Origin of the sequence: Amycolatopsis sp. NPDC051045 (assembly GCF_040682955.1) — a bacterium.
Classification (GTDB): Bacteria; Actinomycetota; Actinomycetes; order Mycobacteriales; family Pseudonocardiaceae; genus Amycolatopsis.
Window position 1 is genome coordinate 16,918 of sequence record NZ_JBFBCC010000027.1, and the last position, 14,461, is coordinate 31,378.

Annotated in this window: 12 protein-coding genes; 3 read left to right on the forward strand and 9 right to left on the reverse strand. The window is 73.2% G+C overall.

The genetic code is table 11. The annotated features are described in order from the left end of the window. The 7 genes from AB0M80_RS38160 to AB0M80_RS38190 form a co-directional block, all read right to left on the reverse strand. Positions 1–1,458, reverse strand: a complete 1,458-nt coding sequence (locus tag AB0M80_RS38160; protein ID WP_364574687.1) for a phospholipase D-like domain-containing protein — start codon at positions 1,456–1,458, stop codon at positions 1–3. Positions 1,459–1,509: 51 nt separating this feature from the next. After that, positions 1,510–2,427, reverse strand: coding sequence for a PDR/VanB family oxidoreductase (locus tag AB0M80_RS38165; RefSeq protein ID WP_364574689.1), 918 nt, complete (start codon positions 2,425–2,427; stop codon positions 1,510–1,512). Further along, complete coding sequence (locus AB0M80_RS38170) at positions 2,427–2,585, reverse strand: hypothetical protein (RefSeq protein WP_364574691.1); 159 nt, start codon at positions 2,583–2,585, stop codon at positions 2,427–2,429. Before AB0M80_RS38170 ends, AB0M80_RS38165 begins: the two co-directional genes overlap by 1 nt. Continuing rightward, positions 2,582–3,622 carry an aromatic ring-hydroxylating dioxygenase subunit alpha gene (locus AB0M80_RS38175; protein ID WP_364574693.1) on the reverse strand — a complete coding sequence of 347 codons (1,041 nt, stop codon included), beginning with the start codon at positions 3,620–3,622 and terminating at the stop codon, positions 2,582–2,584. The genes AB0M80_RS38170 and AB0M80_RS38175 overlap by 4 nt, the downstream gene beginning before the upstream one ends. A gap of 91 nt (positions 3,623–3,713) precedes the next feature. Then, positions 3,714–4,472, reverse strand: coding sequence for an IclR family transcriptional regulator (locus AB0M80_RS38180; RefSeq protein WP_364574695.1), 759 nt, complete (start codon positions 4,470–4,472; stop codon positions 3,714–3,716). Positions 4,473–4,494: 22 nt separating this feature from the next. Beyond that, a complete protein-coding gene (locus AB0M80_RS38185) occupies positions 4,495–5,436 on the reverse strand; it encodes an acyl-ACP desaturase (protein WP_364574697.1) in 942 nt (313 codons plus the stop codon). A gap of 86 nt (positions 5,437–5,522) precedes the next feature. Then, on the reverse strand, positions 5,523–8,120 hold the full coding sequence (locus tag AB0M80_RS38190) for an alpha-glucuronidase family glycosyl hydrolase (RefSeq protein WP_364574699.1): 2,598 nt from the start codon (positions 8,118–8,120) through the stop codon (positions 5,523–5,525). A gap of 177 nt (positions 8,121–8,297) precedes the next feature. On the opposite strand from AB0M80_RS38190, the gene AB0M80_RS38195 reads away from it, so the two are divergent. Continuing rightward, positions 8,298–11,693, forward strand: coding sequence for a TM0106 family RecB-like putative nuclease (locus AB0M80_RS38195; RefSeq protein ID WP_364574701.1), 3,396 nt, complete (start codon positions 8,298–8,300; stop codon positions 11,691–11,693). Here AB0M80_RS38195 and AB0M80_RS38200 read toward each other — a convergent pair. Together AB0M80_RS38200 and AB0M80_RS38205 are read right to left on the reverse strand one after the other, a co-directional pair. Next, positions 11,648–11,806, reverse strand: coding sequence for a hypothetical protein (locus AB0M80_RS38200; RefSeq protein WP_364574703.1), 159 nt, complete (start codon positions 11,804–11,806; stop codon positions 11,648–11,650). The genes AB0M80_RS38195 and AB0M80_RS38200 overlap by 46 nt on opposite strands. Before the next feature lie 142 nt (positions 11,807–11,948). Further along, positions 11,949–12,941 carry an SDR family oxidoreductase gene (locus tag AB0M80_RS38205; RefSeq protein ID WP_364574705.1) on the reverse strand — a complete coding sequence of 331 codons (993 nt, stop codon included), beginning with the start codon at positions 12,939–12,941 and terminating at the stop codon, positions 11,949–11,951. A gap of 109 nt (positions 12,942–13,050) precedes the next feature. Between AB0M80_RS38205 and AB0M80_RS38210 the strand changes: the two genes are divergently transcribed. Together AB0M80_RS38210 and AB0M80_RS38215 are read left to right on the forward strand one after the other, a co-directional pair. After that, positions 13,051–13,974 carry a DMT family transporter gene (locus AB0M80_RS38210; RefSeq protein WP_364574707.1) on the forward strand — a complete coding sequence of 308 codons (924 nt, stop codon included), beginning with the start codon at positions 13,051–13,053 and terminating at the stop codon, positions 13,972–13,974. Next, positions 13,949–14,419, forward strand: coding sequence for a hypothetical protein (locus AB0M80_RS38215; RefSeq protein WP_364574709.1), 471 nt, complete (start codon positions 13,949–13,951; stop codon positions 14,417–14,419). Before AB0M80_RS38210 ends, AB0M80_RS38215 begins: the two co-directional genes overlap by 26 nt. The last annotated feature ends 42 nt before the right edge of the window (positions 14,420–14,461 follow it).

The window sequence follows — 14,461 nt, forward strand, 5'->3', positions numbered from 1 at the left end:
TCAACCGTCCACCAGAAGCCCCCGCAACGGGCCCTGCAACCGGCCCGCCCGCCGCGAGACGCCCGGGAGCAGCACCAGCCGGTGGGTCCGCTGCTCACCCCGGCGTTCCCGCTCCGCCTGCTCCTCCGCCAACGGCCGCCACAGGTTGTCGACGATGTCCGCCGGGTCCCGGCTCTCCAGCTCCGATACCGGGCGGCCCAGGTGCTCGGCCCACAGCCGCAGGCGGGTCGCTCGGACTACGGACGGGTCGTCGGTCGCGATGTTCACCTCCGTGTCGTTGAACAGCGAATGCTCGTTCAGGTTCGCCGACCCGACCGTCAGCCACGAGTCGTCCACGATGCCGAGCTTGGCGTGGACGTACACCGGGGCCGCGGAGTCGCCGTCGTGCGCGCTGATCGTCGTGGCCAGCAGGCGGCGGTTGCCGTCGTCGGCGTCCAGGAGCCTGCCCAGCTGGCCGCGCGTGGTGTCCGAGCCGTTGCTCGGCTTGCGCGGCAGCAGCAGGACCACGCGGAACCGGTCATCCGGCGGGTTGCGCAGCTTGTCGAGCAGGACCTCGGCGATCTCCGGCGACCACAGGAACTGGTTCTCCAGGTAGACCAGCCGCTGCGCCGAGCGCAGCGCCCGGAGGTAGCCGTCGAGGAGCGTGAACTCGCCCTTCGGCAGGAAGTCGTACGTGTTGTTCGGCACCGTCCGCAGCAGCTGGACGCGGCTGCCGCCCACCGGCTCCGGGACCGCGGGCGCCGGCAGGTCCTCGCCCGCCACCTCGGTCCACCGGCGGCGGAAGTGCTCGGCGACGTCGGCGATCACCGGGCCTTCGAGCCGGGCCATCAGGTCGTGCCAGCCGATCGAGCGCGGCGGGTGGTCCGGGCTGTCGTGCCGGTCACCCTCCAGCGCCGTGAAGTCCACGCCGCCGACGAACGCGACGGCGTCGTCGACGACCACCAGCTTCTCGTGGTGGCAGTGCAGGGTCCGCTCGCGGGAATCCAGCACGCAGCGCACGTCCGTGCCCTCGGTGAACTTCCGCCGTTCGGACCGCGCCAGGCGCCGCGACGGCTGGAACGCCGGGAAGGGCGGCCCCGCCCACAGCAGGACGCGGACCTCGACCCCGCGCCCGGCCGCCTCGGCGAGCAGCTCGCGCAGGGTGGGCGAGCCGGGCTCGCGGGTCAGCCGGAAGTCGGCGCTCGCGTGCCAGTTGGCGATGTGCACGTGGGACTTCGCCCGCCGGATGGCGTCGGCGACGGCCGGCAGCGACTCCTCGCCGTCGATCAGCACCTCGACGCGGTTGCCGTCGCGGACCGGGGCGCGGCCGCCGAGCGGCTCCTGCGCGCCGCCCGGTTCGAGCACGTCACCCCAGCCGAGCCCGCGCAGCCGCCGCCGGTGGTGGGCGCACAGGGCGCTCTCGAGCCCGTCGCCCAGCCGGTCGTCCACCTTGTCCAGGAAAGAGTGAAACGTCGTCACCCGTCCCATACCACTACAGATCGGCCCGGTTCGCCGTGCAGTGACGCTCCGTCAGAGGTCGAGCACGAGCCGCGCGGAGCACGCGCGGGAGACGCAGAGCATCATCACCTCGTTCTCCAGCCGCTCATCCGCGGTCAGCACGGAGTCGCGGTGGTCCGGTATCCCGCCGAGCACGCCGGTTTCGCAGGTGCCGCACGTGCCCTCGCGGCACGACGACAGCACCGTGACCCCGGCTTCCTCGACCACCTCCAGGATCGACCGGTCCGCGGGCACCGGCAGCACCCGGCCGGACCCGGCCAGCTCGACCTCGAACGCCGTGCGCGGTCCTTCCTCCGTTCGAGGGGTGAAGCGCTCGACGTGCAGATCGGCGGGGCCGAGCGCCTCCACCGCCGCCAGCAGGGGTTCCGGGCCGCAGCAGTACACCGCCGTGCCCGGCCGCAGGTCGGCGAGCAGCCGCGGCAGGTCGAGCAGCCCGTGCTCGTCCTGGGGCCGGAACGTCACGCGGTCGCCGTGCCGGGCCAGGTCGGCGGTGAAGGCCATCGACGCGCGCGTCCGGCCGCCGTAGACCAGCTGCCATTCGTGACCGGCGCGGGCGACCCGGTCGAGCATCGGCAGGATCGGCGTGATGCCGATGCCGCCGGCGAGGAACAGGTAGCGCTCCGCGTCCACCAGCGCGAAGTGGTTGCGGGGTCCGTCCACCCGGACCCGGTGCCCGGCGAGCAGCCGGTCGTGGACGTGGGCGGAGCCGCCGCGGCCGTCGGCCTCCCGCAGCACCGCGACCTGGTAGGCCGACGTGTCCTCGGGACGGCCGCACAGCGAGTACTGCCGGACGCCGCCGGGCAGCAGGAGGTCGACGTGCGCCCCCGGCTCCCACGACGGCAGCGGCTCCCCGCCGGGCGCGCGGAGGGTGAGCCGGACGACGCCGTCGGCCACCTCGTCCTTGCGGTCCACCAAGAGATCGAGGGTCATCAGTGTCCTTCGGGGTGGGCGAGCAGCCAGTCCCACAGCTGCACGGGATCTTCGAACTCGCGCTCGGCGCCGCAGTGGCAGACCGCGCGCAGCCGGTCGGTGCCGAGCACCCAGTGGATCCGGTTGACGCGGTCGCCGGTGAGCATCGGGCGGGTCACGACGTCACCGGCGCGGCCAGCCGCTGCAGCATCCGGCGGGCCGCGAGACCGCCGGTGTCGATGTTGACCGACAGCTCCTGGTACCCCGCCGGTTCGGCGGCGATCACGCGTTCGAGGACGTCCAGCGCTTCGACGTCCTGCAGCACGACCGTGCGGTTGTTCTCCGCGAGGAAGGCCGACACGCCTTCGTCGTCGAGCGCGAAGTCGCGGGCCACCGCCCAGAAGTCGTGCGTCGAGTGCTCGGTCTCGGGCGTGATCGCGTAGACGACCTCGACGTGGAAGGCGTCCGGGTCGCTGCCGTCCGGGTTCGGCACGGACCCGACCGGCGCGATGCGGCTGTGCAGCTTGTACAGGCACGGCGGCGTGTACTCGATGTCCTGCCAGCGCGTGATGCGGCCCTCCAGGCCGGTCGACTTGGCGTAGAAGGGCGGGCACGCCGCGTCCGCCATGTGCCGCGAGACGTAGACGGTGCCGGCCTCCTCGTCGACCTCGGTCGTGATCGGCGTTTCGGCGACCTCCGGGGTGCCGATGTAGCCGCCGTGCAGGTAGGTCTCGTGGGACAGGTCCAGCAGGTTGTCCACCAGCAGCGAGTACCGCGCCTTGAGCGGTTCCATCCCGGCGACCGTGGTGTAGCCGGGGGAGTCCAGGTAGGGCGCCCGGGGGATCGTCGCCGCGTCGGCCTTCTCCGGGTCGCCGATGAACACCCAGACGAACGAGTCCTGCTCCACCAGCGGGTAGCGTGTCAGCCGCGCGGTCCGCGGCACCCGGGTCTGCCCGGGCACGGCCACGCACTTGCCGTCCACGCCGTAGGTGAACCCGTGGTAGCCGCACACGACCTGGTCGTCGACCAGCCGCGAAGGCGCCTGCGACAACGGGAACCGCCGGTGCACGCACCGGTCGGCCATCGCGGTCACGCTCCCGTCGCGGGTGCGCCAGAACAGGATCGGCTCGCCGCAGACGGTGCGGCTGAACAGGTCGGCGCCGATCTCGGAACCGTAGGCGGCGACGTACCACTGGTCGCGGGGAATGGCGCTCATCGGAGTCCTCTCGTGGCGGGAGCCGTGTCCGGGCTCACAGACTCCGCGGACGAGCCGCCGCCACGAAGGGCGATTCCATAAGATGGAAAATTCAGCCGAGGGCGCGGGAGATCGCCCGGGCGCTCGTCCGGACCAGGGGAGCCAGCGCGTGCGGCGAGGCGCTGCCGTACCGGACGACGAGGGACACCGCGGCCACCACCCGGCCGCGGGTGTCGTGGATCGGCGCGCCGACGGAGAGGCTGTCGAGGGTCACCTGGCGCTCGCTGATCGAGAACCCGTGGGTGCGCACGTCGGCCAGCAGGTGCCGCAGCCGGTCCGGATCGGTGACGGTTTCGGGGGTGTACCGCTCGATCGGGCGGCCGAGGACGTCTTCCTGCACCTCGGCGGGGGCGTGGGCGAGCAGGACGAGCCCCACCCCGGTCGCGGTCAACGCGAACCGGCCGCCGACGCGGGTCAGCACGGGCACCGCGCCGGTCCCGGCGATCCGCTCGATGAAGACCACCTCGGTGCCCTCGCGGACGGCGAGCTGGACGTTTTCCCGCGTGATCTGCGAAAGGTCCTCCAGGAACGGCAGGGCCCGTTCGCGCAGGCCGAGGCCCCGCGGCGCGAGCGAGCCCAGCTCCCACAACCGCAGCCCGACCCGGTAGACGCCCGTTTCGTCCCGCTCGAGCGCGCCCCACGCGCAGAACTCCCGCAGCAGCCGGTGCGCGGTCGCGGCCGGCAGCCCGGCCCGGCGCGCGACCTCGCTCAGCCGCAGCGCCGGCCGGTCGGGCGAGAAGGCCTCGAGCACGCGCAGCGCGCGTCCCAGCACCGGCCCGGTGGCGCCGGGCACGCGACCTCGGTGCGGCACGGGCGACCTCCGGCGGTGGGGCTCAGGCGTCCACTATGCCCCGGGCCGCGCGCCGTGCGGCGGTCGCGTCACGACGCTCTTCGAACCGGGACGCCTGCGTGTCGAGCCCCTTGACGAACGTGGCCAGCTCCTCCCGCGCGGCTTCCCCGGTGGCGCCGAGGCCGGTCAGGTCGAAGACCTTCCAGTACCGCAGCAGCGGCAGGACGACGTCGTCGTGGTGGATGCGCAGGTCGTAGATGCCGGCCTTGGCCATCAGCGCGGCCTTGCGCTGGAAGCTCGGGATCACCGCTCCCGGCATCGCGAAGTTCAGGACCTCGTCGGTGATCGCGCGCACCATCGCGTCGGGGGAGATCTCCAGGGCCGCCTTGACCAGGTTGCGGTAGAAGACCATGTGGAGGTTCTCGTCCGTGGACACCCGGGCCAGCAGCCGCTCGGCCAGCGGGTCCTGGGTGTAGCGGCCGGTGTTGCGGTGCGAGAGCCGGGTGGCCAGCTCCTGGAACGAGACGTACGCGCAGACGTTCAGCAGCGGCTTGTCGCCGGTGTCGTAGCCCGCCTGCATGGTCTCCATCCGCATCCGCTCCAGCTCGACGGGGTCGACGGCGCGGGTGACCAGCAGGTAGTCGCGGATGCAGATGCCGTGGCGGCCCTCTTCGGCCGTCCACCGGTGCACCCAGGTGCCCCACGCCCCGTCGCGGCCGAACGCGCGCTCGATCTCGCGGTGGTAGCTGGGCAGGTTGTCTTCGGTGAGGAGGTTGACCTCCAGGGCCGTCCGCGCGATCGGGGTCACCCGCGACTGCTCCGGGTCCCACGGCTCGCCGCCCAGCTCGGCGAAGTCACGACCCTGGCTCCACGGGACGTACTCGTGCGGCATCCATTCCTGGGCGACGGCGAGGTGCCGGTTGAGGTTCTCTTCGACCGTGCCTTCCAGCTCGTGCAGCAGGCGGGTGGTTTCGGGGACCGGCATGGGACGTCCTTCCGTACCTACGCGACCGTAACTTACGGAGCCGTAGGATACGACAACGGAGCCGGGCGTCGCGCGGTTCCCGGAGCTCAGTGCGTGGCTACCACCAGGTCGAAGACATAGTCCTTGAGGATGGGCCCGAAGAAACTGTTCGCGGTGATTCGCACCACAGCGCGCCCGGGGACCCCGTGCGCCTGACTGATGAGCTCGCACTTCGCGGCCGGATCGACCGGCACCACCTTCGTGATTTCCGGGGACGTGCCGGCCGCCACCGGGATGGTGGACGACGGCGCGCCGGCGTCGAAGCCGCCGATCGTCCGGCCGCCGACGACGATCTTGATCGAAAGCGGCCCGTCCGTCGGGATCGGCAGGCCGTTGAACTCCTGCCAGTAGCGCACGCAGGTGTCGCGCCAGGTGCCCGCGTCGGCCTCGTGGGCGGCGAGCTTGGCCCGCACCTCGGCGAAGCGCCGGGCGTCGACGTGGGGTTCGAGCGAGTCCCAAGCCCGGCGCATCCACGACACGTAGTGGACGCCCGTCTGGTACCGGTACACCAGTTCGTCCCAGAAGAGCCGGCCGGTGCGCATCCGCCGGTCCCACGGCACGTGGTGGAACCACATCAGCAGGTTTTCGGGGACGGTCTCGATGTCGGCGTACCGGGCCGCGAGCACCGGGAAGTACTGCGCGGTGAAGCCGCTGCCGGTGGGGGAGCGGTCGTAGCCGAGCCCGGTGCGGTCGGCCCGGTTGTAGTACACCGGGCTCCAGTCGTCTCGCGCCAGCCGTTCGGCGGGGTTGGGGCCGTAGTGGTCGCTCGACCGGAACTGGTGCGCGACGCCGAGCGGCGTCTGGTAGCTCACCAGCGCCTCCCGGGAACCCATCATCATCGTGACGATCGTCCGGACGGCGAAGTCGCGGTTGCCCCAAGTCAGCCGGACCCAGTCTTCGGCGATGCCGCGGGCGTCCAGGGTCCAGTCCCACGCCAGCCTGCCGAAGGCGTACAGGTTCGCCTGCGCGAAGTGGTGCCCGGTCAGGTTGTCCGCGTTGCCGAAGTTGGCCACGCCGACGATGGCGCTGTCCGGGTGGCCTTGGGCCGTGCCGTCCACCACGTGCCCCACCAGGCGCTTCGCCAGCAGCCGGCCGTGCTCGTCGGTGGCGAACGTGTCGGACTTGAGGACCTCTTCCCACAGCGGGCCGAGGTAGCACAGCATCGTGTTCTGTCCGGTGTACTCCTGGGTGACCTGCAGTTCCAGGGCCTGGTTGGTGTGTTCCATCCGGCCGAAGAGCGGGTTGGCCGGCTCCCGGGCCTGGTAGTCGAGCGGGCCGTTCTTGGTCTGCAGGAACACGTTCTCGGCGAACCGGCCCTTCGTGCCGTCGGGCTGGGGCTCCTCGTCGATGGGGCCGAACTCCAGGTACGCGCGCTTCAGCCGGTCCGCGTCCACGTCGGCGTTGTAGACGAAGGTCCGCCAGAAGATCCGCATCCCGAGCGGCGCCACCGCCGCCGCCATCCCGTTGGCGCCGTCACCGTGGTCGTAGCCCAGGTCCTGGGGACCCGGCTGGCCCTCGGAGTTCGCTTTGACGGTGAACCCCATGAAGTCGGGGATCGCGGCCTGCAGCTGCCGGGCCCGGCGGGTCCACCAGTCGCGGAACTCGGCGCCGTAGGGATCCAGCTGTTCCCGGGTGAGGGTGTCCGGCGCGAACCGGGCGTCCGTCGGGGCCGCGTAGTTGATGGAGACGGCGAGCTTGATCCCGTACGGGCGCAGTGCGTCCGCCAAGGCGGCTTCCTGCTCGATGGCGGCCGGGGTGAGGTAGAAGCTGTTCGCGTTGACGTTGTTGATCGTGAGGCCGTTGATGCCGACGGAAGCCATCGCCCGCGCCGCCACGAGGTACCGGTCGAGGATCACCGGCAGGTTCAGCCCGGCGGCGGCGCCCGTGGCGGTGAAGTCGAAGATCGCCCCGTTTTCGCCGTTCAGCCCGCCGGTTCCGGCCGGGTTGTTCCCGGCGTAGAGGCGCTCGGTCTCCCAGTAGTTCAGGTACCGGTGGTTGATCCTGGGGACCGACGAGAGGTCCAGGTTCGTGACGGGTTGCCGGGCCTGGAGACGCCGGAGGAAGGCGAAAGTCCCGTACAGGGCGGCGAGATCGGTGTTGCCGGCGATGACGATCGCGCGGTGCCCGCCCCGGGACAGCGAGCGGATGAGGTAGCCGTCGTCACCGAGCGGCGCCAGGTCGTGCGCGGGTACGTGCCGGCGCACCAGGGGTGAGCTGTCCGGGGTGCCGACGACCACCGCCCGGTCGGGAAACCCGCCCTGCACCGGCACGGACCGCCCCAGCAACCCGCCGAGGCCCCGGACGAGTTCGTCCCGCGCCGCTTCCAGGGTGCTTTCCACCAGGTGCTCGGTGGAGCCGGGGGCCATGCTCAGGTTCGCCGTGTGGCGGTGGACCGGGGTCTGCCCGGCGTTCTCCACGACGATCGCGCCGAGCGCGGCCCGGTAGCGGGCGAGGAGGCCGGGATCGGCGACCCGCTCGTAACGCAGCCACAGGTCCGAGCCGTCGTAATCGCCTGGGAAGGCGCTCGGCGGAGTCGCTTGTGCCGGAGCGGCACCGAACATCGAGGTGGCCACGACAGCTCCGCTGCCGATCAGGAAGGAACGCCGGCGCAGCCGGCTCTGCTCGTTCTCGTCGCTGGAAGACACGGCGCCCCCATCGTGTTCACGAGTATTCAGTTCGGTTCTCGCACTATTGCGGGCGTGGTCCGCGCTGTCAAGAATTGGCGATATACCAGGGAATTCCCGAAAGTTTCGGCGCACGCCCGGCGTGTCGGGGACGGCGTGCTCCGGCCCTGATGATCGGCCGTGTCAGACTTCGCGGCGATGCTCACCCCAGCCGATCTCGCCGACCTGCTCGATTGTGAGCACCGCAGCATCCTCCTCCAGGCGCTGGCCGCGGACCTGCCGGGAGCGCCGCGGCCCACGCCCGCCGAACCGGACCCGCGGCGCGGGCACGCCACGGCGATGCTCGCCGGATTCCGCGCCGGTGGGCGTGAGGTCGCGGAGATCGACGTCCAGGACACCGCGCTCGCCGCGAAGGCGACGGAGGAGGCGTTGCGCTCCGGAGTACCGGTCATCCACCGGGCCGTCTTCCTCGACGGTGAGTTCTCGGCGCAGGCGGACTTCCTCGTCCAGGACGGCGAAGGCCGCTACGAGGTCTACGACGCGACGCCGGTCCGGCAGGCGACGCCGGCCGCGGTGGTCCGGCTGACGGCCTGCGCCGACGCGATCACCCGCGCCGGCTGGCCCGCCGGGCCGCACCTGCACCTGCGGCTGACCGACGGCGGCACCCGGACGCTGCGCGTCGAGGACTTCCGGCCCCTGGTGGACCGGCTGCGGACCCGGCTGGCCGCCCGGCCGCCGCGGCTGCCGGTGCCGCTGTGGGCCGACGAACGCCCGGCCTGCGCCGGCTGCGGCTTCGCCCGGCACTGCGCGGCCGCGCGGGAAGCCGACCGGGACCTCTCGCTCGTGGCCGGGATGCGCGGCGACCAGCGCCGCAAACTGGTCGCCGCCGGGCTCGGCTCGATCGACGCGCTGGCCGCGGCCGGTCCCGGCGACCGGCCGCGGGACCTGTCCGTGACGGCGTTCGCGACCCTGCGCGCCCAGGCCGCGCTGCAGGTCCGGCAGGACACCACCGGCGAGGTGGCCTACGAGGTCGTCGACCCGGACGAGCTGGCCGCCCTGCCGGCCCCCGCGCCGGGCGACGTGTTCGTCGACCTGGCGGGCGATCCGCACGCCCTCGCCGGCGAGGGCCTCGAGTACCTGTTCGGCGCGGTCGGCGGCCGGGAGTTCACGCCGTTCTGGGCGCACAGCCGCGCCCAGGAGCGGCGCGCGTTCGAGGAGTTCGTCGACTTCGCCGCGGCGCGGGTCGCCGAGCACCCCGGCTCGCACGTCTACCACTACGCGCCGTACGAGGTCACCGCGATCAAGCGGCTGGCGGCGGTGCACGGGACGCGCGAGGAAACCGTCGACCACCTGCTGCGCAGCGGTGCGGTCGTGGACCTGCACGCGGTCGTGCGCAAGGCGCTGCGGGTGTCGCAGCGGTCGTACTCGATCCGGCACCTCGAGCCGCTCTACCAGCCCGGCGCCCGCGGCAAGACCGCCGTGTCGGACGTCGACGCGTACGAGCAGTACCTGGCGCTCGCGCAGGCCGGTGAACCGCAACGCGCGGACGAGGTCCTGCGCCGCATCGGCGAGAACACCGAAGACGACTGCGTCTCCGCGCAGCGGCTGTTCGAGTTCCTGCACCGGGTCCGCGCCGACGCGGGGATCGACGTCCCGGAGCCGGCCGCGGAAACCGCCGAGGACGCGCTGCTGCGCGCGGCCGAGGAGGACGTCGCCGCCGAGCGGCGCGCCGAACGGGCCGCGCAGCTGGCCGCGCTGGTCGACCCCCTCCTCGAGGGCCTGCCGGACGACCCGGGCGACTTCACCGGCGAGGAGCGGGCCCGCGCGCTGCTGGCGGCGTCCGTCGGCTACCACCGCCGCGAGACCAACCCGGCGTGGTGGGAGTACTTCCGCCAGCTGGCCGCCCCGCTCGGCGACCTCGAAGTGGACACCGCCTGCGCCGTGCCGGTTTCGCTGGAGGCGGGGGAGTGGGTGCCCCCGGCCGGGCGGGCCCGCACCGCGAAGCGGACGCTGCTGCTGGCGTGCGACCCCGACCGGCCGCACCCGTTCGCCCCCGGCGACGACGTGCGGCTGCGCTACGGCGACACCGCCCGCGACGCGAAGGTCGTCGCCGCGTCGGCCGTGGAGCTGACGCTGGAGGAGAGCTGCCCGCCGGACGCCACCACGAACGAGCGGCCGGCCGCGGTGCTGCCGGGCAGCCCGGTGCGGCCCTCGCCCAAGGACGAGGCGGTCGCCGAGCTCGCCCGCCGGGTCGTCGACGCCCTCCCGGTGCTGCCGCGGCACCCCGGCGTCGACCTGCTCCGGCGGACGCCGCCGCGGCTGCGCGGCGGCGCGGCGCTGCCGGCGCCGGGGGAGGACCTGGTCGCCACGGTGATCGAGGCGGTCGACGCCCTCGACGGTTCGGCGCTGGCCGTGCAGGGACCCCCGGGTGCGGGCAAGACCTACCTCGCCGGGAAGCTGATCGCCCACCTCGTGCGCGCGGGGCGGACCGTCGCGGTCACCTCCACGAGCCACAAGGCCGTGGAAAACGTGCTGAGCGCGGCCAAGAAGAGCGCGCCGGAGCTGCCGTGCGCCAAGCGCGCGAAGAAGACACCGGACCCGGCCGCGCCGTGGGACCAGCCGAAGAGCAACCCGGCGTTGGTGAAGTGGCGCGAAGAGCACGACACCGGGCACCTGGTCGGCGGGACGGCGTGGACGTTCGCCAACGCCGCGATCCGCGAGGAACCGTTCGACCTGCTGATCATCGACGAGGCCGGCCAGTTCGCCCTCGCCGACGCGCTCGCGGTGTCGGTGTGCGCCCGCAACGTCCTGCTGCTGGGCGATCCGCAGCAGCTGCCCCAGGTGGTGCAGGGCACGCACCCCGCGGGCGCCGAGGCCTCGGCGCTGGGCCACCTGATCGGCGACGCCGACATCATGCCGCCTTCGCTGGGGTACTTCCTCGACGAGACCCGGCGCATGCACCCGGCCGTGTGCGAACCGGTGTCGAAGCTGTCGTACGCCGGAAGGCTGCACGCCCATCCCTCGGCCGCCGACCGCGCCCTGGAGGGGATCGCCGCCGGGCTGTACCTGACCGAGGTGGACCACCGCGGCAACACGACCCGGTCGGTGGAGGAAGCGGCCGCCGTCGTCCGGATCGTGTCCGAAGTGCACGGTCGCCTGTGGACCGACCACGGCCACCGGCGGCCGTTGGGCGACCACGACATCGTCGTCGTCGCGCCCTACAACCTCCAGGCGCGCACGGTGACCCGGGCCCTGGAGGAGGCCGGGTTCCCCGGCGTCCGGGTGGGCACGGTCGACCGGTTCCAGGGCCAGGAGGCCCCGGTGGTGATCACCACGATGACGTCGTCGTCGGCGGTCGACCTGCCGCGCGGCCTCGACTTCCTGCTCTCCCGCAACCGGCTCAACGTGGCGCTGTCGCGGGCACAGGCGCTGGCGATCCTGGTGTGCTCGCCCCGGCTCGTCGAGGCGGACATCCGAACGGTGGACCAGATGCGGCTGGTCGCGGGCATGATCGGCCTGATGACCGCGGCGCGGCCCTGGCCGGCCGGTCAGCTGGGCGGTTCGACCTCGCCCGCGTCGTCTTCGACGTCCTGAGTGTCGGGTTCCTTCCGGTCGGCTTCGGGGATTTCGACGTCGAGGTCGATCTCCGGGGTGCCGGGCGGGCGCGGGGCGTCGGGGGTCAGGGGCTGGTTTTCGGATTCGGTCATGGGAGGCGGTTACCCCGGCGGCCGGTGATCGAAGCCCGGTCCTCGTGGCCACGGCGACGGGCGGGGGAGGATCCACCGAACGGCGCCGTCGCCGCGCCGCCGCCCGCCGCCGTGCAACACGTCGACGCGCGCCCGCCGATCCTCAGCCGGTCGTGCGGTGCCGCCGCGACACCGCCGCGGTGAGCAGGTCGCCCGGGCGGGGGAGCGTGCCGACCAGCCTGGTGAACGCGCTGCGCCGCACCACCTTGCCGGGGTGGCTGCCGTGGACCTGGCCCGGTTCGTCCACAGTGGAGTCGACGTTGTCCGTGCCGTTGTCCGGCAGGGTGTTGCGGAAGCTGCGCGAGCCGACCCGGCGCAGCGACAGCAGCGCGTCGGTCAGCGCCGGGGAAAGCCGCTGGCCGAGAAAGAACCCGACCGCGGCCCCGCCCACGGGGATCTCGCGGCGGGGGTGCGTCGAGGCGAACACGATGGTGTCCGCCACCGTCTCGGGCGCGTACACCGGCGGTGGGGGCTTCGGCAGCGCGCCGATCTTGCTGCGTGCGTGCTCGAAGAACGGAGTGTCGATGGCGCCGGGCAGGATGGTGGTGACCGCGATCGGCGCGCCCTCCTGCGCGAGCTCGATGCGGAGGCAGTCGTAGAAGCCGCGCAGGGCGAACTTGCTGGCGGTGTAGGGCGCGTGCAGCGGCACCGCCCGCACGCCCTCGACCGACGCCACGCCGATCACCGAGCCGCCGCCGGTGCGGCGCAGGGCGGGCAGCACCGCGCGCACCCCGTGGACGTGGCCCAGGAAGTTCACCCGCAGGACGCGGTCGAACTCTTCGTCGGTGATGTCTTCGACGCGGCCGAACACGGACACGCCGGCGAGGTTGACCCAGGTGTCGATCCGGCCGAACCGCTCCTCCGCCGTGCGGACCAGCGCGCGGACCGCGTCCGGGTCGGTGATGTCGGTGGGCACGGCCAAGGCCGTCCCGCCCGCGCCCGCGATCTCCTCGACCACCGTGTCGAGGGCGCGAGCGGTGCGTCCGGCGCACACGACACGCGCCCCGTGGGCGGCGAAGGCGAGCGCGGTGGCGCGCCCGATCCCGCTCGACGCGCCCATCAGCACGACTACCTGGTCGGACACCGGTCGGGGCATGAGGGTCTCCTCGTGGTCGCACGGGCTTTCCCGGACCACCCGGTTACCGCTTCCCCCGGCTCACAAACGCGGCCCGGATAACTGCCGGGGCCCGGGGTACCCGTACCGGGTGCCCCTCCCCGCCGGAATCGCCGCCTTCGTCCCCGGAACGGCGGTCGCCGCGGCCGCCGCCGTCCTGTTCGCCGTCGGATCGGTGCTGCAGCACGAGGCCGCTTCGAGCAGTGCGCACGCCCGGGGCCTCGAACTGCGCCTGCTGGTGACGCGTCCGAAGTGGATGGTGGGGCAGAGCGCCACCGTGCTGGGGACCCTGCTGCAGGTGGTCGCGCTGGCCTTGGCGCCGGTGTCCATCGTGCAGCCGGTGCTCGCCGGGGGACTGGTCGTCGCGCTGGCGATCCGCTCGGTGCGCGATCGGTGCCTGCCGTCCCGGCTCGACGGGATCGGGGCCGTCTGCACCTGCGGTGGCCTGGCCGTCTTCCTCGTCGCGGCCCGCCCCGCCGCCGGCAACGGCGCCCACCTGCCGCCCTGGTTCGCCGTCGTCGCCGCGGTGCTCCTGGCCGGGGGTCTGGTCGCCGGGTGCAGCCGGATCGGCCGCGGGCCGTGGGGCGCGCTGGCCTGCGGGGCGGCGGCCGGGATCGCCGCGGGCGTCGCGGCGGTGCTGATCTCCGCGGCGGTGAAGACGTTCGGCGAACGCGGGCTGCCGGCCACCCTGACCGGCAGCGCACTGTGGGCGGCCCTCGCCGTGGCGGTGCTCGCGCAGTTCGGCAGCCAGCAGGCCTACGCCCGGGGTGCGCTGTCGTGGTCGATGCCCGCACTGGTGCTGCTCGACCCCCTGGCCGCCGTGCCCGCCGCCCGGCTGCTCACCGGGGAACGCCTCGAACCGGGTCACGCTTTCGTGTGGGTCCCTGCCGCGGCGGTGGCCGTCGTGGGCGTGGTCCTGCTGGCCCGGACCGGGGAAGGCTGCCGGCGGCCGGTGTTTCGCCGTCGCGTCAGCGGGAAGTCCGGGGAACATGACCGAACCGGATCAGAGCTATGACCCGCCGCAGGACACCGGCGCACCGGACGCCGTCGAGACGGATCCGGCCGCGCTCAACAGCGCCGAGGACCTCGACGAGGACCGGATCCGCGCCGACCCGCTCGAGGAGGGCATGGACCCCCCGGAGCACTGGTCGGGCGTGACGAAGTACGGGATGACCCCGTGGGAGCAGGCCCACCCGCGGGGGCTGGGCGACCGCATCGACGAGGAGATCCCGGACCCGGCCGCGGAGGTACCCCCGGCCGGTCTCGGCGCCCGGGCGGACGAGGAAGCGGACCCGGACCCGGACACGGGCGAGACCCCGGACCAGCCGATCCAGCTGGAACCGGTCGACGGCGACGGCTTCCCGGTCGACACCGAGCCTGACCAGGTGGGCGTGGAAGCCGGTTCCGCGGTGGCCGCGGGGCCGGAACAAGCCGCCCTGCACGTCGAGGAAGAACGCTGAGCCGCAACGACTTCCGGGCGGGCGCCCGGGGACCGGAGGTGT